We start from the raw sequence: 26,958 nt of genomic DNA on the forward strand, positions 1-26,958 counted from the left end.
TCTGCCATCCCTCCCTCGCGATGCCGACCCTGCGCTCACCCCGGCGGCGCCGGATGATACCGACGGCCAGCGCTTTGCCGCTGCCGTTGACGCCAGTGCGCAGACCAGCCAGCTGACCGCAGCCGCACCGACAAAAAGCGCCACGGAGACCGCCGTGCAGGCAGTCAACACCAGCGTCAGCGTCGCGCCTGCAGTGACCACCGCCGCCCCGGCACAGGCCAGCGCCCCGGTTGCCGCGTCGGTGATCAGCGCCCCGCTGGGCAGCAGCGAATGGCAGCAGACCATCAGTCAGAATATCACCCTGTTTACTAAGCAGGGCCAGCAGAGCGCCGAGCTGCGCCTGCATCCGGAAGATTTAGGCCAGGTGCAGATTAGCCTTAAGATTGATGACAATCAGGCTCAGATACAGATGTTCTCTCAGCACAGCCACGTCCGTGCCGCCCTCGAAGCCGCACTGCCGGTACTGCGCACCCAGCTGGCGGAAAACGGCATCCAGCTCGGTCAGAGCAACATTAGCAGTGAAAGCTCGGCCGGGCAGCAGCAGTCGTTTTCCCAGCAGCAGCAGGCCTCCCGCTCCGGCCACGGCGGCACCTTTGCCGCTGACGAAGAGGATGCGCTGACCGTTCCGGCGAGCCTGCAATCTCTTGCTCGCGGCAACGGCGCAGTAGACATCTTTGCCTAAACGCAAAAGGTAGCATGATTATCCCCGTCTTTTCCGCCCTTTGACGGACGCAGGACACGGGATAATCAGCCTATAAGCAGTACCGAAACAGGAAGCACGTAACAGATGACTGACGCCGCAATTAGCAAAAAGAAAAAACGCTCAATCTGGATCCCGCTGTTGGTGTTGATCACGCTCGCCGCGTGCGCCACCGCCGGCTATAGCTACTGGCGCATGCACCAGCAGCCAGGGGAAGAGGTGAAAGCCGAAGCGCCACCGCCGCCCGCGCCGGTCTTTTTCGCGCTGGATACCTTTACCGTAAACCTGGGCGATGCCGATCGCGTCTTTTACGTTGGTATTACCCTGCGCCTGAAAGACGAAGCCACCCGCGCACGCCTGAGCGAGTACCTGCCGGAGGTGCGTAGCCGCCTGCTGCTGCTCTTCTCCCGTCAGGATGCCGCGCAGCTGGCAACTGATGAAGGCAAACGCCAGCTGGTTGCCGCTATCAAAGAGACGCTCAATCCGCCGTTAGTCCCTGGCCAGCCAAAGCAGGAAGTGACTGACGTTCTCTACACAGCTTTCATTTTGCGGTAAAGACATGGGCGACAGCATTCTTTCACAGGCCGAAATTGATGCGCTGCTGAACGGCGACAGCGAACAGAGCGATGCTCCGCAGCCCGGCAAGGGCGGCGAGAGTGATATTCGCCCTTACGATCCTAATACCCAGCGTCGCGTGGTGCGTGAACGCCTGCAGGCGCTGGAGATTATTAACGAACGTTTTGCGCGCCAGTTCCGTATGGGGCTGTTTAACCTGCTGCGTCGCAGCCCGGACATCACGGTGGGGGCGATCCGCATTCAGCCCTACCATGAGTTCGCACGTAACCTGCCGGTGCCGACCAACCTTAACCTGATCCACCTGAAGCCGCTGCGCGGCACCGGGCTGTTTGTCTTCTCGCCGAGCCTGGTGTTTATTGCCGTGGATAACCTGTTCGGCGGCGATGGCCGTTTCCCGACCAAGGTTGAGGGACGCGAATTTACCCATACCGAGCAGCGGGTCATCAACCGCATGCTGAAGCTGGCGCTGGAAGGCTACAGCGATGCGTGGAAGGCGATCCATCCGCTGGACGTTGAGTATGTCCGTTCGGAGATGCAGGTGAAGTTTACCAACATCACCACGTCGCCGAACGATATCGTCGTCAATACCCCTTTCCATGTGGAGATTGGTAACCTGACCGGCGAGTTTAATATCTGTCTGCCCTTCAGCATGATTGAGCCGCTGCGCGAGACGCTGGTTAACCCGCCGCTGGAGAACTCCCGCAACGAGGACCAGAACTGGCGCGATAACCTGGTTCGCCAGGTACAGCACTCGGAGCTGGAGCTGATTGCTAACTTTGGCGACGTCCCGCTGCGCCTGTCGCAGATCCTGAAGCTGCAACCCGGCGACGTGCTGCCGATCGAAAAACCCGATCGCATCATCGCCCACGTAGACGGTGTGCCCGTGCTCACCAGTCAGTACGGCACCGTTAACGGCCAATATGCCCTGCGCGTTGAACATTTGATCAACCCGATTTTGAATTCGCTGAATGAGGAACAGCCCAAATGAGTGATATGAACAATCCGTCCGATGAGAACAGCATGGCAATGGACGATCTGTGGGCTGACGCGTTGAACGAACAAAAAACCACTACCAGCAGCAGCAAAAGCACCACCGACTCGGTGTTTCAGCAGTTTGGCGGCGGTGACGTCAGCGGCACCCTGCAGGATATCGATCTGATTATGGATATCCCGGTGAAGCTGACCGTGGAGCTTGGCCGTACCCGCATGACCATCAAAGAGCTGCTGCGCCTGACCCAGGGGTCGGTCGTCGCCCTGGACGGCCTCGCCGGCGAGCCGCTGGACATTCTGATCAACGGCTATCTGATTGCCCAGGGCGAAGTCGTGGTTGTCGCCGATAAGTACGGCGTGCGTATTACCGATATTATTACGCCGTCCGAGCGTATGCGTCGTCTGAGCCGCTAAGCATGAAAACCCAGGCTACCGTTGTCCAGCCCGCTGCCGTCTCTGGTTCTCCGCTGGTGCAGGTTAGCGGCGCGCTGCTGGGCATTATTGCCCTGATCCTTGCGGCAGCCTGGCTGGCGAAGCGGATGGGCTTTGGCGGTAAAGCGGCCAGCGCCCGTGGCCTGAAGGTGAGTGCCAGTACCACCGTCGGCCCGCGTGAGCGGGTGATTATCGTTGACGTTGACGATGCGCGGCTGGTGCTGGGTGTGACGCCGTCACAAATCAGTTTGCTGCACACGCTTCCCCCTGCGCCGCCCATCAGCGACGCGCCGAAAGAGAACACCCCGGATTTTCAGGCCGTGTTAAAGAATTTGATCAAGCGTTCCGGGAGATCCTGATGCGCCGTTTGTTACCCTTCGCGCTGGCTGGCTTAGCGCTGGTTGCGCCCTGCGCCTTTGCTCAGCTTCCAGGACTGGTCAGCCAACCGCTGGCCAACGGCGGCCAGAGCTGGTCCCTGCCGGTGCAGACCCTGGTGTTTATCACCTCGCTGACCTTCCTGCCCGCAATTTTGCTGATGATGACCAGCTTTACCCGCATCATCATCGTTTTTGGTCTGCTGCGTAACGCGCTGGGAACGCCCTCCGCGCCGCCTAACCAGGTGCTGCTCGGCCTCGCACTGTTCCTGACCTTTTTTATCATGTCGCCGGTGATCGATAAGATCTACACCGAGGCCTACCAGCCGTTTAGCGAAAGTAAAATCTCCATTGATGTGGCGCTGGAAAAAGGCGCTCAGCCGCTGAGAGAGTTTATGATGCGTCAGACGCGGGAAGCCGACCTGGCCCTGTTTGCCCGCCTGGCGAACAGCGGGCCGCTGCCGGGTCCGGAAGCCGTGCCGATGCGTATCCTGCTCCCGGCCTACGTCACCAGCGAGCTGAAGACCGCATTTCAGATTGGTTTTACCATCTTTATTCCGTTTTTGATTATCGACCTGGTGATCGCCAGCGTGCTGATGGCGCTGGGGATGATGATGGTTCCGCCCGCTACCATCGCCCTGCCGTTTAAGCTGATGCTGTTCGTGCTGGTGGATGGCTGGCAGCTGCTGGTCGGCTCGCTGGCGCAGAGCTTTTACAGTTAAGGAGTGCGGAAATGACACCAGAATCGGTCATGATGATGGGCACCGAGGCGATGAAGATCGCCCTGATGGTGGCCGCACCCCTGCTGCTGGTCGCCCTGGTGACCGGCCTGGTGATCAGTATTTTGCAGGCGGCAACGCAGATCAACGAGATGACCCTCTCGTTTATCCCGAAAATCATTGCCGTTTTCGTTGCCATTATCGTTGCCGGCCCGTGGATGCTTAACCTGCTGCTGGACTATATGCGCACGCTGTTCAGCAACATTCCTTATATTATTGGATAAGCAACCCTTATGGTGTCGGTAACCAGCGATCAGTGGCTCCAGTGGCTAAGCCTCTATTTTTGGCCGCTGCTGCGCGTGCTGGCCCTGATTTCAACCGCGCCGATCCTCAGCGAGCGTAGCGTACCCAAGCGGGTCAAGCTGGGGCTGGGGTTTGTCATTACGATCGTTATTGCCCCCTCCCTGCCCGTTACCAATGTGCCAATCTTCTCCGGGGACTCCCTGTGGCTGGCGCTGCAGCAGATCCTGATCGGCATTGCGCTGGGCTTTACGATGCAATTTGCCTTTGCCGCCATACGTACCGCCGGAGAGCTGATTGGCCTGCAGATGGGCCTCTCATTTGCTACCTTCTTCGATCCCGGTAGCAATCTCAATATGCCCGTGCTGGCGCGCTTTATGGATATGCTGGCCCTGCTGCTGTTTCTGACCTTCAATGGTCATCTGTGGCTAATTTCAATGCTGGTGGATACGTTCCATACCTTGCCTATCGGTGGCGATCCGGTGAACAGCAATGCGTTCCTCGCGCTGACGCGGGCGGGTGGGCTGATCTTCCTGAATGGCCTGATGCTGGCGCTGCCGGTGATCACCCTACTCCTGACGCTGAACCTCTCCCTGGGGCTACTGAACCGTATGGCTCCGCAGCTCTCAATCTTCTCGGTTGGTTTTCCGATTACCCTCGGCGTGGGCATCATATTGATGGCAGCCCTGATGCCGCTCATTGCCCCCTTCTGCGAACACCTGTTCAGCGAGATCTTTAATCTGCTGGCCGATATCATCGGTGAATTACCGCAGGTCTCCAGCCCTTAATCTTTGCAGGGCTTTGTTGAGGATAATCCTAAAAAGGAATTTCAATAATACCCGCCAGGATATACGGGGCGCGGTTTATTTGTTTTTATGATTATCACATATCCGAAAGTTTACTTTACTTTAAGATGTTTCCTGGCAAATTATACCTAACTTTACGGGATAGTGTGTTCGCCTGAAAGTCCTGTCCTGCTCATAGGTTTTCAGAATATTTTCATCCGTTTTACTGTTATGAGACTCTCAGGCAGGTGGTGAATTATCGTTACGCATTGAGTGAGGGTATGCCATGTCAACGATTATTATGGATTTATGCAGCTATACCCGGTTGGGATTAACCGGTTATCTGGCAAGTCGAGGGGTAAAAAAGCGAGATATCAAAGACGTATCCAGCGTCAGCGAACTCGGTTCCGCATGCGAGGCCTGGCGGCCTGCGGTGGTGTTTATTAATGAAGACTGCTTCATCCACGATCTCGAACAGAGTCAGCATATAAAGCAAATCATTAATCAGCATCCAAAGTCGTTGTTTATTGTATTTATGGCAATTGCTAATATCCATTTTGATGAATACCTGCTGGTCCGCAAAAATCTATTAATCAGCTCTAAATCGATTAAACCTGAATCGCTGGATGAGTTCCTCGCAGATTACCTCAATAAAGAAGCGAAGGGTCAAAAAGGGATTAACCTGCCTACACTATCGTTAAGCCGTACTGAATCCAGTATGCTGCGGATGTGGATGTCAGGCCAGGGTACGATTCAGATTTCCGACCAGATGAATATCAAAGCCAAAACGGTTTCATCACATAAGGGGAATATTAAAAGAAAAATAAAAACGCATAATAAGCAGGTGATCTACCATGTGGTACGCCTGACGGACTACGTTACCAGCGGGATCTTCGTCAATATGCGCTAAGAGGGCAAGCAGGCACTTACCCTCCCGGGCATGAGGGTAGTGACAACGTTACTCCTGCATCTCCACAAATACCCCGTCCGGATGCCCTTTTTCGTTAAAGAACCAAATACCGAGCGGGTAATCATCAAGTGACACCAGATACATCGTCCCTTCATTAAACTCTTCAATGGCGAGTACGATACCCGGGCGGCGTGGCCCCCCGTCCGTTTTAACTGTAACCCGATCGTTAACCTTCATTGTTTTCCTCCTGTCGCATTTTTGCCAGTGTAGAACAAATCCCACGCGCTGACAGCGCCCACCGTTATGATTGCTGCTTTTCTCTACCGTCTATACTTAGGGAAACGGCCTGCGGGGGAAACGATGATGAAAAACAGCGATGAGAGAAGCTTGAACGATGCTGAAGTTGACGCCCTGCTGGCGTCGATTGATAGCAGCGGCCCGGAAAAACGCCCTGAAGGCCGGGTGCATAATGGCGATGAGCCTACGGTTGCCAACGCCTGGGAGCTGGATATTCATGATAGCAGCGTGGCAGAGTTAAACCGCTAAAAGAAAAAATCCCGGTCTGGGGAGACCGGGATAAAGCTTGCGTTTGCAAGAAGCACTTGAAAATTCGTTACACCAGGAAATCTGATGCGGATATGAATGTATCTGCAAATTATTTGCAGGACAAGAAAATATTCATCAACCTAATTATTATTTATCTTAACTGTCCTGGTACTAACGTATGAGAATCCAGACGGCATCGACTCTGGCGAGCCATGCAATTCAGGTATATATAGTGCATGTTTTAGAATTTGAGACTTTTCCTACCATCACATTGCGCGAGTGAAGGAGCAGACCATGCCAGGCCTTAACGATACGCTGCTGATATTTACTGATATCGACGGTACCCTGCTTGATAGCCATACTCACGAGTGGCAGCCAGCTGAAGTTTGGCTTACCCGTCTGCGCCAGCATGAGATACCGGTTATCTTGTGCACCAGTATGACGGCGGCAGAGACGCTGGCGATCCAGAAAATGGTGGGACTACAGGGGCAGCCGTTTATCGCCGAGAACGGGGCAGTGATCCAACTTGATGCGCGCTGGGAGGCACATCAAAACTCCCCACGCCTTATTAACGGTGCGACCCACGATCAGATTATGACCATCCTGACGCCGCTGCGGGAAAATGAGGGGTACAAATTTACCACCTTTAGCGATCTCGAGGTCCCCGTGCTGGTGGAGTTAACCGGGTATACCCCTGCTCAGGCCAGCCTGGCCCGCCTTCATGAGGCCTCGGAGACATTAATCTGGCGCGACAGCGATGCGCAGCTGGCAAAATTCGATGCTGACCTGTCCCGCTTCGGCCTGCGCCTCGTTCAGGGTGCGCGCTACTGGCACATCATTGACCAGCGCGGTGGAAAAGATCAGGCGGTGAACTGGCTGACGCGCCAGTACTGTCAGATTGAGGGTAAAGAGTACACCACTCTCGGTCTGGGAGATGGACCCAACGATGCCCCAATGCTCGATAATGTCGATTTTGCCATTGTTGTGAAAGGGTTTAACCGCGACGGCGTAACGCTACGCCATGATGAGCCGTCGCGGGTCTATCGAACTACTCAGACCGGCCCGGCGGGCTGGCGAGAGGGGCTGGATCATCTGTTCGGGGCATCCTGAGCGGCATCCTCTGCGCAGACGCGGTTGCGCCCGCCCCGCTTCGCCAGATAGAGACGCCTATCAGCCACCATCTGCAGATACTCGAAAACATAGCTCTCGCTCGGCTCAGCGCTGCTGACCCCCAGCGAGGCGCTGATGCGGATCGTCTGGCTATTGTGCACCAGAATCTCCTTGCGGCTGATGCGCTCGCGTATCCGCTCTGCAACGCGCTGCGCCTGAAGCAGCGTGCTCCCAGGCAGAACGATACAGAACTCCTCCCCACCGACGCGTCCGGCTAAGTCTTCTCCCTGAAGAGAGCCAGTGATAAGAAGCGCGGCGTGCGTCAGGACTAAATCCCCCGCCTGGTGGCCGTAGCGATCGTTCACGCTTTTAAAGTGATCGAGATCGATCTGGATCACCGAGAACGGCCGCTGCTGCTGCTGACAACTCTCTGCCAGCGCCTTTGCGCGCTCAAACAGCGCCCCACGGTTGAGCAGCCGCGTCAGGGGATCGTGCCACGCCTGCCACTGTAGCGAGTGCTGCATCGCATACATATTGCTGACCATACGGCGGATGACCACCCAGGAGCTTAGCAGCATGGCGGTAAACAGCAGCCACAGCAGCGCCAGCGCAATGCTGATGGTACCGAAATCACCCTGCAAGCCTTCCCGTAGGGTGTGGATGCGTAGCAGCAGCCCGTCAAAGTGATCGAGTTTCTGCCAGACGACAAAGGTTGGCCCAAGACGCAGGCTGCCGCTATTGCTCTGCGTTATCGCCTGGGTCAGCATCTCGCGCTGCGCCTGGGTAAAGGTGCGCGGCTGTACGCCCGTTGGCAAGGAGGTGACCACCCGTTCAAGTTTGTTATTGTAGAGCTGATACTCGCCCTGCTCTTCATCCCTGAGCGCCTCCTCTAACAGCTGCTTTACCGAGGAGAAGGCGTAGTCAATAGCCAGCACGCCGTACCAGTACTGGGCATAGTCCAACGGCACGCTCACCGTGACGATAGACTCCTGCTGCCCAGCACGTTGTGCCGAGGTAAACCAGCGCACGCCGCGAAAACGGTTGGCGTGGAGGGACTGCCCGGTAAACCAGGGCTGGACCAGCAGGCTTTCATAGCGCGCAACGCTCTCGGCCGACACGACTGCGGGTCGCGAAGAGAGGAAAAAGCCAGCGCGTGAGACATACCAGGCGTGCTTAGGCATCGCCGGTATCGCCGTGGCGAGACGCATGATGTAGCCCACCTCCAGCGCGGCGGTCATCTCATTGTGCATCTGCGGATCGTTACGGCTAAGCAGAGGATGACGAGCAACAAAGCTATCGGAGACGCCGGTAATCGGCAGCGTGCGTCGCTGATCGACGCTAATACGCCAGAAGGACTGCTGGCGCTGTTGGGCAAACTCAACCTGCACGTTCTCCAGCACCTCGGAGGCCAGCGGCGTCTGCACCGCCGCCCTCATCGCATTGCGAAAGAAGAGCAGCGCGTTAACCCCAATCTCCATCTGCCGGTCAAGGGCGCTGGAGACCTTGTCGAGGGTATTACGCTGGCTGGCGACGTAGGCATCCTCCAGTACGACGACCTCGCGCCAGGTGAGCAGCGTTGAAGTGACCAGCACAACCACAAAACAGAGATTAACGACCCGCGCTGGCACGAGATAGTGGCGAATGCTTTTCAGCCGTGATGAACCTGAGGCAGCGGTAGAGAGTGGCACGACGACTCCATGATGTTTGCTGAAGTTATCCAGTCATTACAATCCATATTATCGGCACCTCGCTGCCAGACTTCATATCGGGCCAGAGCAAAGAGCTAGTGGGCAGCCCCCCGCAGTCGCGAGATGCCCTTCACCAGTCCGACGACAATCAGGCCTATAATAAACCCGAGTACCAGGTTTGCCAGCATCGGCAACGTTGCAGCAATGACTGCCCCCTGCTCTGCAGCAAAATGCTCAATCGCATGGTGCAGGGGTGCAATGCCGTGTACCACGATACCGCCCCCCACCAGAAACATGGCCAGCGTGCCGACGATAGAGAGCGCCTTCATCAGCCAGGGCGCAACCACCAACAGCCCTTTACCCAAAGCCTGGGCCAGCGCGCCTGGACGCTCGGCTAACCAGTAGCCCATATCGTCCAGCTTAACGATGATCCCTACCAGGCCATAGACGCCGATAGTCACCAGCACGGCGATGCCCGACAGCACCAGCACCTGGTTGAGCAGAGGCGCATCGGCCACGATCCCCAGCGTAATAGCAACGATCTCTGCCGACAGGATAAAGTCGGTGCGAATGGCACCTTTAACCTTATCCCGCTCGAACTGCTTTGGATCCTGTTTAGCGATGGCGTTCAGCCGCTCCTGCGCCTGGTGAGGATCCTCTTTGTGCTTGCGGGCGTGCAGGCTGTGCAGCACCTTCTCCACCCCTTCAAAACAGAGAAACGCCCCGCCGACCATCAGCAGAGGCGTAATGGCCCACGGAATAAAAGCGCTGATGAGCAGCGCCAGCGGCACCAGGATCACCTTGTTAAGCAATGAGCCTTTCGCCACGCTCCAGACCACCGGCAGCTCCCGGTTGGCCCGCACGCCGGAAACCTGCTGGGCGTTGAGAGAGAGATCGTCTCCGAGCACGCCAGCGGTCTTTTTCGCCGCCAGCTTGCCCATCAATGAAATGTCGTCAAGCAACGTGGCAATATCGTCCAGTAAGGTTAATAAACTACTTCCTGCCAAAATAAACATCCTTCTCTAACTGCTGATAATAGGAAGATTATGGAGCATAAACGCTCATTGCGGAAATTTAACCTTAAAGTCAACAAATCATTAACATTTGAAGCGCAATTAATTGCTCGCCAGTCTGACTGTTTTGGCGTTTACTCTAGGGGTCCATTCTATTACGCCGTGAGGGAGTATGCGTTTCAGGCAGCTTTTACCGCTTATTGGTGCGCTTTTTGCGCTCTACATTATTTGGGGTTCCACCTACTTTGCGATTCGCATCGGCGTTGAGAGCTGGCCACCGTTGATGATGGCCGGAGTGCGCTTTTTCTCTGCCGGGCTTCTGCTGCTGGCCTTTCTGCTTATTACCGGCCATCGCCTGCCCTCCCTGCGCCCGCTGCTCAACGCAGCGCTGATCGGCGTTCTGCTGCTGGCAGTGGGTAACGGCATGGTAACGGTAGCGGAGCATCAGAACGTCCCGTCCGGCATTGCCGCCGTGGTGGTCGCAACGGTTCCACTCTTTACCCTCTGCTTTAGCCACTTTTTTGGCATCGCCACGCGCAAGCTAGAGTGGTTTGGCATCGCCATCGGCCTGTCGGGCATTATTCTGCTTAACAGCGGCGGTAACCTGAGCGGCAATCCGTGGGGGGCAGGAATGATCCTCATCGGCTCCCTGAGCTGGGCCTTCGGCTCTGTGCTTGGTTCACGCATTGAGCTGCCCAGCGGCATGATGGCCGGCGCCATTGAGATGCTGGCCGCAGGCGTGATACTACTGGCCGCCTCGGGAATGAGCGGTGAACGGCTCACGGCCATGCCGACAGTTTCTGGATTGATGGCCGTCAGCTATCTCACCATTTTTGGGTCGATTATCGCCATCAACGCCTACATGTTCCTGATCCGCAACACCTCACCGGCGGTGGCCACCAGCTATGCCTACGTCAACCCGGTCGTGGCGGTGCTGTTAGGAACAGGATTTGCGGGCGAAAGCCTCTCGCTCATAGAGTGGCTGGCGCTGGGCATTATCATTCTGGCGGTGGTGCTGGTGACGCTGGGTAAATATCTGCTCCCCGCCCGTCCGGCAGTTACGCCCTGTGGGGCGGAGAAGTGACCAGGCCGCTGGCCTGAATGCCCCGAGTGTCGATCTGCGCGGCCATCCCGCCGCTGCAGATCCACTCTTCAAGCCGCTCGCCGAGCGCCGCATCGCTCAGTTTCTCCCGCCCCCGGATTGCACACTCCCAAACAATCAGCACCCGCCAACCCTCCGCCAGCAGCAGCGCACAGTCGCGGCGGTCACGTTCGACGTTCTTGCCAATTTTCTCCAGCCAAAATTCCGTGCGGGTGGCCGGCACCTTAAAGAGATAGCAGTCATGATGGTGCCAGAAACAGCCGTGGGTGAAGATGACACAGCGATAGTCATCAATAACAAAATCGGGCTTGCCGGGAAGTGCCGCATCCTGCACGCGAAATGCCAGCCCGCACTCGGTCAGCAGTGCGGCAAGCCGCTTCTCTATCGCCGTATCCCGGGTACCGATGGCGCGCATATTTTTGCTGCGCGTGGCTTTATCGTGCACGTCTGCCATGCTCTCTCCTCGTTACTTTTACCCTCGCATTTAATAGCGTAATAATCTTAGCATCGAGGCTAATTGTGGACTGATTTTTTTAATCTGCTGTGCGATCATCCCTGCTGTTATTAATCCAATATCTATTATACGCTTTACCCTCACTCTTCTCGACAGTGCTTGGCTCAGCTTAACTAAGCTGAGCTTTTTTTTGCTTTCTCTTCGACTATTCTTCAAATAAATACCAACTCACCATTTATACAATAACAATATATAAATCATTAATTAAATGAATACCAAAACAGCCATCGATTCATCATGAAAATAATAATAGCCAATGAAACGTTTAGCAATAAATAATACCATTTGCTTACATGATTCCTTTAAAAATAAATGAACTTAATCGCTAGTATCACAATTGTAATTCGGGTAGTTATACAACCATTTACATAAACTATGATCCATAGGAAATGCATAATGAAAAGAAAAGTATTGGCAATTATTGTCCCGGCATTATTAGCCATGGGCACAGCACATGCAGCAGAAATTTATAACCAGAACGGTAACAAGCTCGATCTCTACGGTAAAATTGACGGCCTGCACTACTTCTCTGACGATAGCGGTTCTGACGGCGATAAGACCTATGCGCGTTTAGGCTTTAAAGGCGAAACGCAAATTAACGATCAGCTGATCGGCTTCGGTCAGTGGGAATATAACATTCAGGGCAACAACACCGAGAGCAGCAGCAACCAGAGCTGGACCCGTCTGGCATTCGCTGGCCTGAAGGCGGGCGACTACGGTTCATTTGACTATGGCCGTAACTACGGCGTGCTGTATGACGTGGAAGCCTGGACCGATATGCTGCCGGAGTTCGGCGGTGACAGCTATACCTGGGCCGACAACTTTATGACCGGGCGTGCTAACGGTGTCGCAACCTACCGTAACGACAATATGTTTGGCCTGGTGGATGGCCTGACGTTTGCCATTCAGTACCAGGGCAATAACGAAGACGATGGCAACGGTAACGAAGGCACCAGCAGCCCGCGTGACGTGCGCTTTGAGAACGGCGACGGCTGGGGTCTCTCTTCTACCTATGACATCGGCAGCGGCTTCAGCGTGGGCGCGGCGTATGCTTCATCTGACCGTACCGCCGACCAGGAGAACCGTGGCAATGTCGCTAATAGCACCTATGCTGGCGGCGAAAAAGCAGACGCCTGGACCACTGGTCTGAAGTATGACGCCAATAATATCTATCTTGCTGCGATGTACTCTGAAACCCGCAACATGACCCCATACGGCAGCACCGACAACGGCGACCTTGGCGGCATTGCTAATAAAACGCAGAACTTTGAAGTTACCGCGCAGTATCAGTTCGACTTTGGTCTGCGCCCGGCGATCTCTTTCCTGATGTCTAAAGGTAAAGATCTTAACTACAACGGCGTTAGTACTGACGAAGACCTGGTTAAATACGCTGATGTAGGTGCAACCTACTACTTCAACAAAAACATGTCGACCTACGTCGATTATAAAATCAACCTGCTTGATGACGATGATGCATTCTATCAAGATGCCGGCATCGCTACCGACGATATCGTCGCGCTGGGTCTGGTTTATCAGTTCTAAAAACAGATGTAAAAAAACAAAGCCCGCGAGTCGCGGGCTTTTATTATCGGATGGTAGCGGGCTGTATCTCTTTCACTTTGTCACGCTGCATCATACCAAAGGCAATAATAAACAGCCCTAGCATAAAGGGAATTTCATACAGCTCTTCCAGCAGATCCTGATCGCGAGCATCATATAAAACTAACGAGGCGATAAGTCGGTGATGCTCTACCGCATCGGAAAACATAAAGGTGATAACAACCAGCAGAACGGTCCAGAGCGGGAACACTTCATGGCGAAAACGTAGCGCTATCTCTTTACGCAATATGCCAGAGAAGAGCACCGGCAGCACAAGTGCTGCGATGAGAACGACGGAAATCGCGCGAAAAATCAGCCTTGGCTCATCCGGGAAGTAGACTCTGCCCCAGCTGGTACTGCGCCCTAACAGCACGACCCACCAGGCAACGGACCAGAGCCAGAAGGCTTTCTGACCGGGCGTCAGCGTCCAGGGCTTAACCCAAAAAAAGGTGAATAGTGCGCCAAACAGTAGCCATAAGGCCTGCCCGTTCTCAATCCAGTTTACCATCCTCGCTTCGCTTACGGGCAGCGGGATATCTGGAAAGAGGGGAAAAAGAGTGGATAGAATAAAAAGCAGTGCCGTAATAAACGGTAGCTGAGCGTCCAGTTTCATCGTTATTGTTACCTGGAAAAATAATAGCCAGCTATTCTATCTGGTTTTGTTTTTTCTTCTTTGCGAACTGTGCGGATCTAACGATGCAAATTAGGATAATGATGATTCACGCCAGGAATAGAAGAGAACTACCTTTCAGAGGCAGCCAGTATAAGAGTTGTGATAGCCGTCGTTGAAAGCGGTACGGGTAAGTGCTTGAATAGTGGCGGAGAGAGGGGGATTTGAACCCCCGGTAGAGTTGCCCCTACTCCGGTTTTCGAGACCGGTCCGTTCAGCCGCTCCGGCATCTCTCCGTTTTGATGGTTGCCATCATGCCAGGATATTTGGCATTTTAACAGACCCAATCCGGTCAATTTTGTTCAAGTGACGAGTTTACGAGCAAAGCGATGATAAAGTGGCCCTGGAAAGCAAATGAAGCATCACGGATGACAACCTATCCCTGGGAAGAGGCGCTTGCCATCCCGGTTCTGGCAAACCTGACGCCGGAGGCGCAGTATCGTCTTTCACAGCTGGCCGAGCGCTTCTTACAGCAGAAGCGTCTGGTGGCCCTGCAGGGTTTCGATCTCGATGCGCTTAAGCGCTGCCGTATCGCCCTGCTCTTCTGCCTGCCGGTACTTGAGCTGGGGCTGGAGTGGCTCGACGGTTTTCATGAAGTGCTGATCTATCCTGCGCCCTTTGTCGTGGATGATGAGTGGGAAGATGATATTGGTCTGGTACATAGCCAGCGGGTCGTGCAGTCCGGGCAGAGCTGGCAGCAGGGGCCGATTGTCCTTAACTGGCTGGATATTCAGGACTCCTTCGACGCCTCCGGCTTTAACCTTGTTATTCATGAAGTCGCCCACAAGCTTGATACCCGCAATGGCGACCGCGCCAGCGGCGTCCCCTTCATTCCACTGCGCGAGGTTGCCGGCTGGGAGCACGATCTCCACGCGGCCATGAATAATATTCAGGATGAGATCGATCTGGTGGGTGAAAACACTGCCAGCATCGATGCCTATGCCGCGACCGATCCCGCCGAGTGCTTTGCCGTGCTATCAGAGTATTTCTTCAGCGCCCCTGAACTTTTTGCGCCACGTTTCCCCTCTTTGTGGCAGCGCTTCTGTCAGTTCTACCGCCAGGATCCGCTTGCCCGGTTACGAGCAAATACCTCGCCTTCAGCGACTGGACGCTATCGCGTTCAGTAAAAGCGCAGGTTGTGCTTTAATTAACCATTTAAATCAGCGCGTTACTTTTATTGTTGACACAAAAAATCGCGGCCAGTAATATGCGCCTCGTTCACACGATTCCTCTGTAGTTCAGTCGGTAGAACGGCGGACTGTTAATCCGTATGTCACTGGTTCGAGTCCAGTCAGAGGAGCCAAATTTAAGAAGCCCGCTTTTTAGCGGGTTTTTTTATATCACTAGATCTGGTAATCCAATGCGATCTCATCTGGCTCCATCACCTGGCGCTTGATATCCTCCACCGAAAGACCCGCATTACACAGCTCGATAAAGCGCCAGACATAGTTGCGCTGCAGCTGGCCACGCTTGAGGCCCAGCCAGACGGTATTGGCATCAAACAGATGGCGAGTGTCGAGACGAATAAGCGTTCCTGCCTCCTGCTCGCTGCCTGACTGCTCGGCAACAATCCCCACTCCCAGCCCCAGCTCAACGTAGGTTCTGATCACATCTGAATCCTGTGCGCTCAGCACAACGTCCGGGATCAGTCCTTTGCGGCCAAAGGCTTCATCGATACGCGATCGGCCGGTAATGCCCTGTCGGTAGGTAATCAACGGCCAGCGGCTAATCTCTTCCAGCGTGAGCGGAGAGGCGCTGGCGAGCGGATGATCCTGCGGAATCAGCAGGCTGTGATGCCATCGGAACCACGGGAAGGCCACCAGCGCTGGATCGTTACTGAGACGTTCACTGGCAATACCGATATCTGCCCCGCCGTTATGCAGCAGTGACTCAATCTCCTGCGGCGTCCCCTGGATTAATTCAAGTCGAACCTCGGGAAAGAGCGCGCGGAAGGATTTGATCACTGGCGGCAGGCTATAACGTGCCTGAGTGTGAGTGGTGGCGACGGTTAACACGCCCGAGGTATCGTTAGTAAAGAGGTCAGCCAGCCGACGGACGTTGCTTGCCTCATTGAGAATGCGTTCGGCAATGACCAGCAGCGCTTTGCCGGGCTCGGTCATTCCCAGCAGGCGTTTTCCCCGGCGGATGAAGATCTCAATTCCCAGCTCCTCCTCTAGCTCGCGAATATGGCGGCTGACGCCGGACTGCGACGTATAGAGCATATTGGCGACTTCGGTCAGGTTGTAGTCCCGGCGCGCCGCTTCCCGGATTATTTTTAGTTGCTGGAAATTCATCCTATCCTCCAGAGCCATCAGACATGTCGCTATTGTTAAAGTCTGAGGCCTGGTAGGACAAATAATAAAAACCCGCATCTTATTCCATTATGGAATAACTCTAGCCAACCAGCAGCAGCTCCCGGTTCTCCAGAGTTGGGCGGCTAACCAGCGACAGCAGAATATCTTTGACCGCCTGCGCCTGAGGTGACAGCGCCCCATGGGCAGAGGTATTCAGGGAGAGCGGCAGGCTCATAGAGGGGGCCGTAATGCGGGCCATCCAGCCGTTTGCCGCACTGCACAGGGAGCGCGCAGCGGATTCAGGCAGTACCGTAACGCCCATCCCGCTGGCAATCGCTGCGGTTAAGGTGGTAATGGATTCAATCTCGCCGATAATTTTTGCCGTCAGGCGACGCAGGGAGAAGGCTTCGTCGACTCGCAGGCGGACCGCACTGTAGTCACGGGGCAGGAACAGGTTCATCTCCGCCACGGCGGTGAGATCGACGCTCTGTCCTGGACAATCCCGGGTACCCACCAGGTAGAGATCCTCTTTCAACAGCGGCTGGCTGGCGATCCCGGTCGCCGGCGCGCGTTCGTAAAGCACGGCCATATCCAGCTGGCCGCCAAGCAGCTTATCGTTGAGATCGGTCCCGCTGTTTTCGTGCAGATAAACCATGACGTCCGGCAGCTCGTTGCGCACGGCCTGTAACAGAGGCATGGTAATGGACGATGCCGCCGTCCCTGGTGCCAGGCCAATCGCAACCTGCCCGCGCAGAGTCTGGCCAACGTTATTGACCGCTAGCTGGGCCTGTTCACACTGGCGCAGAATGGTGCGGGCATGGGTATAGAGAATTTTCCCGGCTTCGGTTGGGGTCACGCCACGCTTGGTGCGAATCAACAGCTGCTGATCCATCTCTCCCTCGAGCGTTGCCACCTGCTGACTCAGCGCGGGCTGGGCGATATGTAATACTTCCGCGGCCTGGGTCAGGCTACCGATATCGACGATTTTTACGAAATACTTCAGCCGTCTTAAGTTCATATTGCCTCCGGAACTAAACGCGTAGATTGATGCATACAAGTCTCTAGTCGGAGGAGTTGCAAGATGCTTGCCAGCTTTTGAAAAGTGGTTTTAATTCTGCCTAACAGGCTGGATAATAAGAGATTCTGATTACCTGCCCGTTTTTATTCATAAAAACCTCTTAATTACCCTGCCCCATAAGGGGTAGATCTGCACCAGCCTGGTGCACTATCATCGCTTTTGCTGATGAATACGCCAGATTGCTGCAAATCGCAGCAAACGATCGCCAGAAGCTAATCAAGGCTTTGACAAGCGAATCTTCCGCCGTTAATATTCGCCCCGTTCACACGATTCCTCTGTAGTTCAGTCGGTAGAACGGCGGACTGTTAATCCGTATGTCACTGGTTCGAGTCCAGTCAGAGGAGCCAAATTTAAAGAAGCCCGCTTTTTAGCGGGCTTTTTGCTTTTATAGGCCTATCTCCTCCGGTAATCCTGCGGTGTCGTTCTCATCCTCCGCCACCGTAAACCACGAGTACCATGTATTACGTCGTAGGTAGCCTTTCGCTGTGACCGTGCGGATATTGCGTCCCAGCGCATCGTAGTACAGAGTATCGCTGTAACCCTGAGTCCGCATCGACGCATCGCTAACGTACAACCAGCTGTCGAGGAAATAGGGCTGGTAGCTGCGCACCACCTGCCCCTTATTGTCATACTCAACCCGGCCAGAGATTGCCCAGCGGGGCGCGGCATCAACCTCGGAAGTATCTACCTCGCCATCCTCGTCACGATGCCAGGCTTTTCCGTCCGGCACCAGCGTGCACTGCTGAAGCGAGCGGCCAAAGCCATCGCTGTAGCCCACGGCGATGGCCGTCTGCTGGAGCAGCTTTGAGGCATCGTCTGGATCGACGGTATCCGGATAGTTATCCGCCGTCAGCACCGCGCTATGTACCGGTACCCGGTCGCTCTCTGTCAGCAGTTTGGCCAGCGGATCGTCGGCGTTCTCCTGCGCCCACTGGCGGCCCGCCGGACGAATATGTCCGTCAAAGGTAATGAACCGGTTATCCAGAAGCGAAGACCAGCCCCCTGTCACTGCTGCATTGGCCGCGCTCTCGGTAACCGTTCCCATCCAGCTGAACAGATCACTTACGCTGATGGTGGCCAGCTGCTGGAGATAACCTGGCGCTGTCGCCGCGTCGATCGCCTCCTGTACGCTTAGCGCCGGATCGACGGCATAATCCGACACCATACCAAAACCCACCTTCTGGCCGCCGTTCTCAGTGCCGTAGACGCTGCCGCCTCTGGCCTGACCCAGCGCATTGAGCTGTACCTCCTGAATATTGGCGTTGATATCCGTCGTCTGCCACGGCGTCAGGAAACGATAGTCGTAAGCAGCCGACGTGCTGTTACGGCTGTCGCTCTGCCCGGTTACGCAAAGGTAATAGCCGTCATACCGGTAGCTTACCGCAGAGACAAGCTTCGTTGCCTGACTGCTGCGCGGCAGGTAAAACGGCAGATATGCGCCGCTATCATCGGTGAACACGGTAAAGCTGTGTTCCGTTCCCCAGAGCGGATTGGCCATATCGTCAGACATGGAGACGTAGCCGAGCTTATCCCAGCTATAGTCTGATGGAATATCAACCCCGTCATAGGCCGCCAGCGCGGTGCTGTCCAGCACGGCGGTCCGCTGATGATCGACCAGTGCCAGCAGGTTCGGCGGCGTGGTCACATAGATCACCTCGCTCTGCCCATTCAGATAGCGCGTCTGGGTCTCTGCCAGCAATCCATTCGGATCGCTTAACGTTTCATAGCTGATGCCGCCCGTAGGTACGTTGTCATATACCAGCCGGTTGCTGCGGTTGGCATCCGGCAGCCCCAGCCGCCAGCCCTGTGGATCCGCAAGATGGATAACGGAAGCAAGGCTCTCCGTCAGCCGCAGCTTCTGCTGCTGCTCGTCATAGGTATTATCCCAGGCATCGACAGGCAGATTGGTTGGATAGGGTGACAGAGGATGCTGCGCCCGGCGGGGATACGCCACGCTCACCTGCTGTAAAACCGCAGCGTATTCGTCCCGCATCAGGGTTACCTGTTGCACAACAACGGGATCGTCCGCCCTCTGCTCGTAGCCGCTGACGATCTGCTCCAGGCCCAACGGAAGCACGATCGGCATATCCCCTTCCTGGACCAGGCGGACCTGCATACGCTGCTGCGTACAGGAGTACGGTGCGGTACTCTCTCCTCGCGTCCAGGCTTCACTACGCAATACCGCGCCTTTCAGCGCACGGAAGATCCACCAGCGGGTGTCGTCGTCCGGCGTATCCAGGACTTTATCTTGCCCATCCTGATAGACTGTTAATAAGGTCGGATTGAGCACCAGCGCATCGCTGTCTCCCGCCCACGGCTCGCCGTAGAGGCTGATTTCATCCTCCTCCCGACCACAGTGGTACCAGGATTTGGTTAATAGCGTGGCGGCCAGCGGCGTATCATCTCCTACAGGCAGCGCGTCATCATTGGTGTCTTCCGTTTCGACGTAGCCAAAGCCGCGGAACTCACGCTCCCGTCCGTCATACACGCCCTGATAGTAGCGGCAGCTCTGGCTAAGTTGATTGCCGGTAATTTCATCCAGCGTGAGGGTTTTCACCAGCAGCTGCATGGCGAAAGGCAACGCGGGTATTGCATCCGGGTTCTGCGCTTTCTCGTCCAGCCACGACTGGGCCGAGCTGCGGTAGCAGAGCGTATGGCTGGCCCCGAGATTATTGTTAACGCCGTTCAGCAGGTATGGCTTGGCGCTGTTAAAGGCGTAGCGCCAGTGGGTCGGGGTCATATAAGGCACTGAGAGTACCAGCTCCGCCATGCCGGTTCCCTGCACGTCGGCGACGGTCACCTGACAGAGACGATCGTAGAATACGTTTTCCGGAAGAGGTATCGGCTCCCCGACGACAAAACCGTTACCGCCCTGGTTGAGCCAAATCTGGGCGCGATCGTGCTGCATATAGATAATATCCGGCGCGCCGGAACCGTCGGTATCCGCCAGCAGTACATCCTCCGGATTAAACGTGCTCTCATCGATACCCTCAATGACGGGCAGCGTCAGGCTCACCGGTGCACCAAACCGACCGCGACCAAGGTTAGGCCAGCAGGTGACCTCGTTGTAGCGGATACGGCAGAGATGCGACTGGCCGGACCCCAGCATATCGGCAAACGCGACCAGCTCACGGGCGTTGCGTCCGGGGATCGGTAACTGGACATCCTCCTCCTGCGCAACGTCGAGGCCAACGCTAAAGCTTTCGCCTTCGTTAGCATACAGGCGAACCGACGATGGCCCGATCAGCACCAGGTCGGCAAGGCCGCTGCCTACCAGCGAGGCAAACTGCGCCTGGGGATGGAAGAACTCCGTGGGCAGCGCGCTGAAGGGGGTAAAGCTGCTCCAGCTCTTGTCAGGTTTCTGGGTAAAGAAGCCCGCCATGCCCGGCTGGGCGACCACCCAGTCAAGCTGTCCGTCGCCGTTGATATCCATCAGTCGGGCAGCGCCGTTTTGCATCGCTGGCACGCTGGGCAGTACCTCCCAGTCAGCCCAGGAGACGCTGTCACCGCCCTCCTCGCCGCGCTGCGGTGCGCGATAGCGCCATTCGTTGCCGGTGCGACACAGCACACCTGGCAGCCCTTCGCCATAGAGATCCACCAGCGCATAGGGCCAGCTCTCCAGTCCAGGCAGCGTGGGCATCTGCTGCCAGTCAGTATCACTTTTGGCCTCAGGCTGGCTGTAGTTCAGCTCCAGCGGCGGCTGCGACTGCACGTAGCCGTCAGCTTCATAGGCCAGAATCTGGGCGCTGGTTAACTGCGTCAGGGTTGGGCTTTCGTCATACTCCAGCAGCAGACGGGAGATCAGCGTATTCTGCTCCCCCAGCTCGTCAGGGAAGTGGTGGAACATCAGCACCTGCCGGCAGAGACGATGAATGCGGATCTCAAAACCGTAGTCGTAGCGGGAGTAAGGATCCTGACGTGCTGACCAGGCTGCAGAGGTGGGATACGCAGGCGGCGTCTGCGGATCGACCCCGCGCTCGCCGTAGTCAAACACCAGCGTGAAGTACCAGTCAACGCCAGGCGTATCGCGGTTCCATAGATAGAGATCTGTCGCAGGGTCGACGTTGCCATACTGCACCTGGCTAAGGTAGCGCATCGCGCTACAGTCGTGACCGCTGCCGTCAACGCCGTCGCTGTTTTCCGCCAGATAGGCGTAATAGATATGCTCGCCGGTCGGGCTGACCGACTCCTCCAGCAGCCACTGCGCGGTATGCGCGGCGTTCTGTGGATCGCTGATGCGTGCCGCTGCGGTTTTGCCGAGCAGGTGCAGCGAACCGTCGCTGCCGTGCAGCAGCCAGAAAGCATCGTCTTCGGTATCACCGTGCCAGTACTCCAGGCGGCTGAACGATCCCTCAACACGCGGCTGGTAGCGCGTTACCGAGTAGGTTTGCGAAAATTTGACGTCGCCATAGGCTGAACAGGTGGCCGGATTGGGTTCGCTGGTGGTGCTGGCGGTCTTCACCAGCACCTCGCCGTCTGGCCCCAGAAACTCATCCCGATCGTTATACTGCGGCACGCCGTGACTGGTGCGCCGGGTAACGCGCATCGTTTCGCAGAACCAGCCCACGCCGAATACGCTATTGCCGCCGCCGCTGCTGTAGCTGAGCGACAGGCCGGGGGCAAAACCCCGACCGGCGGTGATAGGCAGCGGCAGTGCCATGCTGGCCAGTCCCGTCGGGCCTGCCTGGCCCAGTGATTCGCCCATTCCGGTTAGCGCCCCGCCGCCTTTTGGTAGCGAGGGTGGCGTGACGGAAACCGCTGCAGAAAAACCATTTTGTTGTTGCATAAAAAATCTCCTGAAACGGGCCGCCCGCAGACGGCCCGGATTATGTCGCTTACAGCGTTCCGCTAACCGCCTGCTCAAAGGTGCCGCCGCCGTACAGCGCGGTGTAATGCACCTGGATAATGACGTCGTTCAGAGATTGCAGCAGGGCCTGCTGCTCAGCTGATTTCACGTTCGGGAATTTCAGCTGCCAGTCAGATACTGCCCCCGTTCCTTCAAACGGCAGGTAGCGTTCGTCACCAAAGTTCAGGACGAACATCCCGCTATCGTTCAACCCGGACGAGACGGCGATCTGCTGGCTGGCCCGCAAATTAGTGATGATGTTGCTGGCGCTGCCCGTGGTGCTGTCGTTGAGGTAGTTCACGCCGTTGATATCCGCCTTCAGCAGCGTGCGGCTACCGGACTGGGTGAGCGTCATCCGTACATCCTGATACGGTCCCACCAGCGCAGGCAGCGAGACGGTCACGTACTTGATCTGCCGCAGGTAGTGGCCCGGATAGTCGTTATCAAACAGCGACTCGCTGAGGGAGAACTGCGTGACACCGTCCGTCACCAGGCTGGTGAAGGCCTCGCTATCCAGCTGTTTCAGAGAGACCGTTTTGGTCAGCTCCAGACGGCGCGCGTTGCGCGTCAGCCAGGCGGATTCCATCTGCTGCAGGTTGAGGGCCAGCGTCTCGCCCACCAGCAGGCCGTGGTAGCTGTCGTTCCACGCCCCGGTCTGGATGAAGGTCGAGGTCATATCACCCATCTCGTACTGCCAGCAGGCCTGGGCGCTCAGGCAGAGCGACAGCACCGCGTCGTAGGCCTGGTAGTAGAGCGCCGAGAGCTGCCCGGTCAGCCAGTTATAGAGCGAGGACTGGGTGAAGCGGGTGGTCAGGAAGTTCAGGGTCGACTTCAGGTTATCCTGCTGCGCCTGGGCCAGCTGCAGTGAAGTGACCGCTCCTACCCGACGCACCGCCAGGGCATCAAGCTGGGCGTTAAGGGTGTCGATCTCCGACTGCGCCTGCTGGTACATGATCTGCCACTCCTCGCTGCGGCGGCGGTAGCTCTCGGAGATCTCCGTCTGCTGGGCGGCAAGGCTGGTAATGTCTGCCGACATCTGCAGCACCATCCCGGCGGCGAGAGTAGGTGCACCGACTTCCTGGCCACCGTCTGAAAAGCCGAAGATGTTGGGGATAGTTTTCATTGCCATACCGGCAGTGACCAGCGGCGAGGCAGCGGTCATCACAGCCGACGCGCTGTCACGTAGCGCCATGGCGCTGGTCTCCCCTGCCGAGACGCCGGTGGTGTAGAGGCCGAAGTAGTGATCGTAGCGCTGCTGGGCCATGCTGCGGCTGGCCTCCAGCACGGTTTTATCCTGGTCCAGAGCATCAATGGCGTTCTGCCCCAGGGTCAGGGTGTAGGCCGAGATATCCAGCGCCAGCTGGGCGTCCAGCTCCTGCAGCCCGGCGGCGTCTTTGCGCTCGTAGTAGCTGAGCAGCGTCTGGCCGAACTGGCTCAGGGTGGAGACGGCAAAACGTGCGCTCTGCAGCATGGTGCTGAACCGGTACGGCGGAATGTTTGCCGTCATACCGGACGAGGCAGCGATCAGGGAGCCGCCCTGCACGCTCTGCTCCATCAGCACCGTCGGGTTAACCGGCGGGGCGTAGAGCGGAACGGTCATTGGCAGGCCGTCAATGGTCAGCTGATGGCGCAGATTATAGAGGCGGGAGTCCAGCGTGTTCCAGTAGCCCAGCAGCTGGCTGTTGACCGGGGCCATAAAGCTGTCGCGGGTGGCAACCTCTGCCGCCACGCTGAGCTGTCCGGCGAAAGCCGGCAGCGCCGGAGCCTGCAGCTCATAGCTCAAAAGCGCCACGTTGCTCTCTGCGCTCTCCGCCAGCTCCTCCAGCGTTTCCGGTGCCCAGTGATTGACAATCAGGGCGTCCGGGCGGATGCCCAGCAGGTCTTTCACCTGGCCGTACTGTAAACGGGCGAGGCTCAGGCCGTCACTGGTCAGCAGGCGATAGCTGGCGTCGGCGGCGGCCATCAGGGTGCTGACGTAGGCCATAAACACTGCCTTCTGGTAGTGCACCGGCCATGCTGAGGCTATCGCATCCGGATCGGTGGTTAACCAGCCGGCAGTGGCCTGGGCGGCGGACGAAGCGGTCTCCACCAGCGGGCGCACGCTCCAGTAGTCCGGTTCCGGGTACTGCTTACGCAGATCGCTGCTGTTGTCGCGCCCGCGGGCTGCCGGATCAAAGATATAGTTGTACCAGCTCAGGGCGTCGCTGTGTTCCTCCTCCTGGCTCAGACGCCACGCCACCAGGTATGGCATATAGAAGAACAGCTCCCAGAAGTAGATGCCGTTCGCACCGCTGAAGTCCATCGGGACGGCGGTATCGTTGGTCATACCCGGTTCGAGGGTCAACTGGGTGTCCCAGTTCAGCAGCGCCTGGATGCTGGCGCTGGCCTTGTTAATCAGTTCTTTGGCAAAAAGGGTGTTAAGGCGGATCGGAGAGATCGCTGTCCCATCGCTGAATTTACTGCCAGTAAAATTAAGGTAAACCGCAGTTCCAAGCGTGTCGTTGATGTTCACTGAAATATAGGGTGTGACCGGGAGTGCTGTCGCACGAATCAAGTCAACCAGGTACTCCTGGTTTATCGTATTTCCCAGCGCATCGGTATAGCCATATGAGATGTAGCGAGTGATTTCCGCGCTGGCGATTTCATCAGAAGAAAAATCTGACACACTGAATGCCCAACTTTTTCCAGTATTTGTAAACTCTGGCTGAGGGATGCTAACTAATTTTGATCCCGTCTGCCAGCTACTTTGTGACGAGTTACTAAACACATTGAATGTCCAGGGGGACGAAATAGCTGGATAGTCAGATACATTAAATTTATCCACATGTATCTCAATTGCATACCCTTGCCCATTGAACATCAGGCCGATATCCTTTTCACCTGTTATAGTGAATCCAAAATCTTCAATAGATATTTCGCCAAGGGCTGCCAGATATTTTTTTGATAAATAGGTCAACTCGCCAGCACTATCAAAGAAGCCATACACATAATCGATATACTGCTCATCGATCATCTCAAAGTTCGTAAAGTTTAATTTAACGTCTGTAAAATTTTTTTTCCAAGGCGTAAAGTTAAAACTTGCACTACCTTCAGTAGTAGTTATGTTCGGATCATGGAATGGAAGGCTATCAATATGATAGCTATCTACGTCTGAAGTATTGAATGTCTGGGGTATACTCCCCTTGAGTGAAAAACTGCCGTCCGAATTATAGACAACCGAAAAATTGCTCTTTGATAATGCCGGGAGTTTTACCTCACCAGAAAAATCATCATTGCTGCTAGTCTGCAACACTACACTGGAAACCGCAAACTGGCCCAGGGCATAGGCAGACTGCACGCGCATTTGCGCTTTATTGGACTCTGGGTCGTTTTGCTCGCTGGCACGCGTCATATAGAGATATTGATACTGTGCCAGCGGGGTGGGTTCAGTCCCCATGCTTGCTGAATCAATCTGCTCAACCGCAAACCAGTAATCAATCTGCAACGAAAAATCGCTATAGCCTTTCAGCGAGGGCGAAGTGGTCGACTCATCCGCGTCGTAGAGCGAAACCGTGAGCACATCGTCGGTTTTATCATAGAGGCAGACGGTGCAGAGTTCATCAGAACTAAAAAGCGCGTCGTAGTATTTATTACGTGTGTCATCTTTTGCCACTATCCCTTCATTAGTAATAGATGCTAAAAAATAGGGCGCTGACCAGGTATTGCTGAAATCACAGTATGATGAGTAAGCTGTAATTTGATCGTATGGTTTCGCTTCAGTACCCTCGCCGGCATTTCCCGCCATTGTCCGCTCAAACCAAAAAAGATAGAGCCGGTTATTAAAATAGGTCAGTCGCGGGATACCCTGTAACGCCTCCTCGTTAATGGCGGTATTCATCGGATACCACTCTGACCAGGCGCTGCTGGAGGCGACGTTATCCACATTCAGGTCCATATCAAACGAGCGCCAGTAATACTGCACCGGTGAGGTAGTGGATTTACCGAGGAAATAGTATGTGCCTGAAGTCTGATCGGTGCTGTCGAGATACCCGCTGACAATCGTCAGGTTCGCCACCTGCTCAAATTTGTTCAGGTAGTTCATGACCGCCTGCTGCGACGTGTCGCTGTTGATAGTGTTCTGATTCAGATCGGTGATTAGATCTTTAAAATAGGCGGTCTGGCTCTGACGCAGGGTGGGGTCAATATAGTTCTCCGGATAGGTATCCAGCTCCACCTCACCGGCCCAGATATCGTACTGGCTCAGACCTTCTTTCCAGCTAGTAATATTGTCCTGATCCAGATACTGGGTCTGGTAGCCCGGCTCCATATTCATGGTGATGCCGTTGATGTACTGCTGAATACTCGACATCGCCTGGGCTACGCGAGAGGTCGGTACGGCGTTGCTGACCAGCGGATCGATCAGCAGATATTCATAAACATCTTCCGGCGTCTGGACCAGATTAACCAGATCGTCGTTGCCGCTGGCAGGAATGTATTGTCCCATATAGTAGGACAGCAGAGCGTTACGCTGACGTTCATTCAGTGATGCCGCAATATCAATGCTCATAATGTATCAACCTTAAAATTGAGAGATAAGCGCGGCACAGCAATGTGTGCCGCAAAGTAAAAGGATCCGTATTACTGTTGTCCGCTTTGTGCTGCGACCAGCGATTCGCCTGCCGACTGCCAGGCGTCCCAGGTCTCCGTCACGCCACCGGGCGCGAGTTCACCCG

Annotated in this window: 23 protein-coding genes and 3 tRNA genes; 16 read left to right on the forward strand and 10 right to left on the reverse strand. The window is 55.8% G+C overall.

Going from position 1 to position 26,958, the window contains the following annotated elements:
- The 9 genes from RTP97_RS15470 to rcsA form a co-directional block, all read left to right on the forward strand.
- Positions 1–682 (forward strand): flagellar hook-length control protein FliK (locus tag RTP97_RS15470; protein ID WP_312415228.1); only part of this gene is annotated, 682 nt, incomplete at its 5' end.
- A 105-nt stretch (positions 683–787) separates the two neighbouring features.
- Positions 788–1,255, forward strand: a complete 468-nt coding sequence (gene fliL / locus RTP97_RS15475) for a flagellar basal body-associated protein FliL (RefSeq protein ID WP_312415231.1) — start codon at positions 788–790, stop codon at positions 1,253–1,255.
- A gap of 4 nt (positions 1,256–1,259) precedes the next feature.
- A complete protein-coding gene (gene fliM / locus RTP97_RS15480) occupies positions 1,260–2,264 on the forward strand; it encodes a flagellar motor switch protein FliM (RefSeq protein WP_154057620.1) in 1,005 nt (334 codons plus the stop codon).
- Positions 2,261–2,680: a flagellar motor switch protein FliN gene (gene fliN / locus RTP97_RS15485; protein ID WP_312415239.1), complete on the forward strand. Its 420-nt coding sequence runs from the start codon at positions 2,261–2,263 to the stop codon at positions 2,678–2,680. Before fliM ends, fliN begins: the two co-directional genes overlap by 4 nt.
- A 2-nt stretch (positions 2,681–2,682) precedes the next feature.
- Positions 2,683–3,057, forward strand: a complete 375-nt coding sequence (gene fliO / locus RTP97_RS15490; RefSeq protein ID WP_312415242.1) for a flagellar biosynthetic protein FliO — start codon at positions 2,683–2,685, stop codon at positions 3,055–3,057.
- A complete protein-coding gene (fliP, locus tag RTP97_RS15495) occupies positions 3,057–3,794 on the forward strand; it encodes a flagellar type III secretion system pore protein FliP (RefSeq protein WP_312415245.1) in 738 nt (245 codons plus the stop codon). The genes fliO and fliP overlap by 1 nt, the downstream gene beginning before the upstream one ends.
- Positions 3,795–3,805: 11 nt before the next feature.
- A complete protein-coding gene (fliQ, locus tag RTP97_RS15500) occupies positions 3,806–4,075 on the forward strand; it encodes a flagellar biosynthesis protein FliQ (RefSeq protein WP_312209164.1) in 270 nt (89 codons plus the stop codon).
- A 9-nt stretch (positions 4,076–4,084) separates the two neighbouring features.
- On the forward strand, positions 4,085–4,879 hold the full coding sequence (fliR, locus tag RTP97_RS15505; RefSeq protein ID WP_312415247.1) for a flagellar biosynthetic protein FliR: 795 nt from the start codon (positions 4,085–4,087) through the stop codon (positions 4,877–4,879).
- Positions 4,880–5,162: 283 nt separating this feature from the next.
- Positions 5,163–5,786 (forward strand): transcriptional regulator RcsA, encoded by a 624-nt coding sequence (rcsA, locus tag RTP97_RS15510; RefSeq protein ID WP_312415248.1) that lies wholly within the window; start codon positions 5,163–5,165, stop codon positions 5,784–5,786.
- A gap of 48 nt (positions 5,787–5,834) precedes the next feature.
- On the opposite strand, the gene dsrB is transcribed toward rcsA, so the two are convergent.
- Positions 5,835–6,023, reverse strand: a complete 189-nt coding sequence (gene dsrB, locus RTP97_RS15515) for a protein DsrB (RefSeq protein ID WP_312415250.1) — start codon at positions 6,021–6,023, stop codon at positions 5,835–5,837.
- A gap of 126 nt (positions 6,024–6,149) precedes the next feature.
- Between dsrB and RTP97_RS15520 the strand changes: the two genes are divergently transcribed.
- Together RTP97_RS15520 and RTP97_RS15525 are read left to right on the forward strand one after the other, a co-directional pair.
- The gene (locus RTP97_RS15520) at positions 6,150–6,332 is read left to right on the forward strand and encodes a hypothetical protein (protein WP_312415251.1); all 183 of its coding nucleotides are present in this window, start codon (positions 6,150–6,152) and stop codon (positions 6,330–6,332) included.
- Between the two features lie 294 nt (positions 6,333–6,626).
- A complete protein-coding gene (locus RTP97_RS15525; RefSeq protein WP_312415253.1) occupies positions 6,627–7,442 on the forward strand; it encodes a mannosyl-3-phosphoglycerate phosphatase-related protein in 816 nt (271 codons plus the stop codon).
- On the opposite strand, the gene dgcQ is transcribed toward RTP97_RS15525, so the two are convergent.
- Together dgcQ and RTP97_RS15535 are read right to left on the reverse strand one after the other, a co-directional pair.
- On the reverse strand, positions 7,421–9,130 hold the full coding sequence (dgcQ, locus tag RTP97_RS15530) for a cellulose biosynthesis regulator diguanylate cyclase DgcQ (RefSeq protein ID WP_312415256.1): 1,710 nt from the start codon (positions 9,128–9,130) through the stop codon (positions 7,421–7,423). The genes RTP97_RS15525 and dgcQ overlap by 22 nt on opposite strands.
- Before the next feature lie 95 nt (positions 9,131–9,225).
- On the reverse strand, positions 9,226–10,146 hold the full coding sequence (locus tag RTP97_RS15535) for a DUF808 domain-containing protein (protein WP_312415259.1): 921 nt from the start codon (positions 10,144–10,146) through the stop codon (positions 9,226–9,228).
- Between the two features lie 169 nt (positions 10,147–10,315).
- Between RTP97_RS15535 and yedA the strand changes: the two genes are divergently transcribed.
- Complete coding sequence (gene yedA / locus RTP97_RS15540; protein ID WP_312415262.1) at positions 10,316–11,227, forward strand: drug/metabolite exporter YedA; 912 nt, start codon at positions 10,316–10,318, stop codon at positions 11,225–11,227.
- Here the strand turns inward: yedA and RTP97_RS15545 are convergent.
- The gene (locus RTP97_RS15545) at positions 11,202–11,699 is read right to left on the reverse strand and encodes a very short patch repair endonuclease (RefSeq protein ID WP_312415265.1); all 498 of its coding nucleotides are present in this window, start codon (positions 11,697–11,699) and stop codon (positions 11,202–11,204) included. The two genes, yedA and RTP97_RS15545, sit on opposite strands and share 26 nt — an antisense overlap.
- 456 nt (positions 11,700–12,155) lie before the next feature.
- Between RTP97_RS15545 and ompC the strand changes: the two genes are divergently transcribed.
- Positions 12,156–13,301, forward strand: a complete 1,146-nt coding sequence (ompC, locus tag RTP97_RS15550) for a porin OmpC (RefSeq protein ID WP_312415267.1) — start codon at positions 12,156–12,158, stop codon at positions 13,299–13,301.
- 43 nt (positions 13,302–13,344) lie between these two features.
- Here ompC and RTP97_RS15555 read toward each other — a convergent pair whose 3' ends face one another.
- Positions 13,345–13,971: a hypothetical protein gene (locus RTP97_RS15555; protein ID WP_312415268.1), complete on the reverse strand. Its 627-nt coding sequence runs from the start codon at positions 13,969–13,971 to the stop codon at positions 13,345–13,347.
- Between the two features lie 203 nt (positions 13,972–14,174).
- Positions 14,175–14,264 (reverse strand) — tRNA-Ser (locus RTP97_RS15560).
- Between the two features lie 93 nt (positions 14,265–14,357).
- Between RTP97_RS15560 and mtfA the strand changes: the two genes are divergently transcribed.
- Both mtfA and RTP97_RS15570 read left to right on the forward strand, forming a co-directional pair.
- Positions 14,358–15,155 (forward strand): DgsA anti-repressor MtfA, encoded by a 798-nt coding sequence (gene mtfA / locus RTP97_RS15565; protein ID WP_312415269.1) that lies wholly within the window; start codon positions 14,358–14,360, stop codon positions 15,153–15,155.
- A gap of 100 nt (positions 15,156–15,255) precedes the next feature.
- Positions 15,256–15,331 (forward strand) — tRNA-Asn (locus tag RTP97_RS15570).
- Between the two features lie 40 nt (positions 15,332–15,371).
- Here RTP97_RS15570 and cbl read toward each other — a convergent pair.
- Positions 15,372–16,322 carry an HTH-type transcriptional regulator Cbl gene (cbl, locus tag RTP97_RS15575; RefSeq protein WP_312415271.1) on the reverse strand — a complete coding sequence of 317 codons (951 nt, stop codon included), beginning with the start codon at positions 16,320–16,322 and terminating at the stop codon, positions 15,372–15,374.
- 100 nt (positions 16,323–16,422) lie between these two features.
- Positions 16,423–17,340, reverse strand: a complete 918-nt coding sequence (nac, locus tag RTP97_RS15580) for a nitrogen assimilation transcriptional regulator NAC (RefSeq protein ID WP_312415273.1) — start codon at positions 17,338–17,340, stop codon at positions 16,423–16,425.
- A 331-nt stretch (positions 17,341–17,671) separates the two neighbouring features.
- Between nac and RTP97_RS15585 the strand changes: the two genes are divergently transcribed.
- Positions 17,672–17,747: transfer RNA gene (locus RTP97_RS15585), tRNA-Asn, on the forward strand.
- Positions 17,748–17,785: 38 nt separating this feature from the next.
- Here the strand turns inward: RTP97_RS15585 and RTP97_RS15590 are convergent.
- Together RTP97_RS15590 and RTP97_RS15595 are read right to left on the reverse strand one after the other, a co-directional pair.
- Positions 17,786–22,186 (reverse strand): SpvB/TcaC N-terminal domain-containing protein, encoded by a 4,401-nt coding sequence (locus tag RTP97_RS15590; RefSeq protein ID WP_312415275.1) that lies wholly within the window; start codon positions 22,184–22,186, stop codon positions 17,786–17,788.
- A gap of 49 nt (positions 22,187–22,235) precedes the next feature.
- On the reverse strand, positions 22,236–26,792 hold the full coding sequence (locus RTP97_RS15595; protein ID WP_312415278.1) for a neuraminidase-like domain-containing protein: 4,557 nt from the start codon (positions 26,790–26,792) through the stop codon (positions 22,236–22,238).
- Between the last annotated feature and the right edge of the window lie 166 nt (positions 26,793–26,958).

The sequence above is a fragment of the Pseudescherichia sp. genome (genome assembly GCF_031998825.1).
GTDB lineage: Bacteria > Pseudomonadota > Gammaproteobacteria > Enterobacterales > Enterobacteriaceae > Pseudescherichia.

Coding starts and splice junctions, on each gene's coding strand:
- fliL (WP_312415231.1), top strand. CDS start 788: ATGACTGACGCCGCAATTAGCAAAAAGAAAAAACGCTCAATCTGGATC.
- fliM (WP_154057620.1), top strand. CDS start 1,260: ATGGGCGACAGCATTCTTTCACAGGCCGAAATTGATGCGCTGCTGAAC.
- fliN (WP_312415239.1), top strand. CDS start 2,261: ATGAGTGATATGAACAATCCGTCCGATGAGAACAGCATGGCAATGGAC.
- fliO (WP_312415242.1), top strand. CDS start 2,683: ATGAAAACCCAGGCTACCGTTGTCCAGCCCGCTGCCGTCTCTGGTTCT.
- fliP (WP_312415245.1), top strand. CDS start 3,057: ATGCGCCGTTTGTTACCCTTCGCGCTGGCTGGCTTAGCGCTGGTTGCG.
- fliQ (WP_312209164.1), top strand. CDS start 3,806: ATGACACCAGAATCGGTCATGATGATGGGCACCGAGGCGATGAAGATC.
- fliR (WP_312415247.1), top strand. CDS start 4,085: ATGGTGTCGGTAACCAGCGATCAGTGGCTCCAGTGGCTAAGCCTCTAT.
- rcsA (WP_312415248.1), top strand. CDS start 5,163: ATGTCAACGATTATTATGGATTTATGCAGCTATACCCGGTTGGGATTA.
- dsrB (WP_312415250.1), bottom strand. CDS start 6,023: ATGAAGGTTAACGATCGGGTTACAGTTAAAACGGACGGGGGGCCACGC.
- RTP97_RS15520 (WP_312415251.1), top strand. CDS start 6,150: ATGAAAAACAGCGATGAGAGAAGCTTGAACGATGCTGAAGTTGACGCC.
- RTP97_RS15525 (WP_312415253.1), top strand. CDS start 6,627: ATGCCAGGCCTTAACGATACGCTGCTGATATTTACTGATATCGACGGT.
- RTP97_RS15535 (WP_312415259.1), bottom strand. CDS start 10,146: ATGTTTATTTTGGCAGGAAGTAGTTTATTAACCTTACTGGACGATATT.
- yedA (WP_312415262.1), top strand. CDS start 10,316: ATGCGTTTCAGGCAGCTTTTACCGCTTATTGGTGCGCTTTTTGCGCTC.
- RTP97_RS15545 (WP_312415265.1), bottom strand. CDS start 11,699: ATGGCAGACGTGCACGATAAAGCCACGCGCAGCAAAAATATGCGCGCC.
- ompC (WP_312415267.1), top strand. CDS start 12,156: ATGAAAAGAAAAGTATTGGCAATTATTGTCCCGGCATTATTAGCCATG.
- RTP97_RS15555 (WP_312415268.1), bottom strand. CDS start 13,971: ATGAAACTGGACGCTCAGCTACCGTTTATTACGGCACTGCTTTTTATT.
- mtfA (WP_312415269.1), top strand. CDS start 14,358: ATGATAAAGTGGCCCTGGAAAGCAAATGAAGCATCACGGATGACAACC.
- cbl (WP_312415271.1), bottom strand. CDS start 16,322: ATGAATTTCCAGCAACTAAAAATAATCCGGGAAGCGGCGCGCCGGGAC.
- nac (WP_312415273.1), bottom strand. CDS start 17,340: ATGAACTTAAGACGGCTGAAGTATTTCGTAAAAATCGTCGATATCGGT.
- RTP97_RS15590 (WP_312415275.1), bottom strand. CDS start 22,186: ATGCAACAACAAAATGGTTTTTCTGCAGCGGTTTCCGTCACGCCACCC.
- RTP97_RS15595 (WP_312415278.1), bottom strand. CDS start 26,792: ATGAGCATTGATATTGCGGCATCACTGAATGAACGTCAGCGTAACGCT.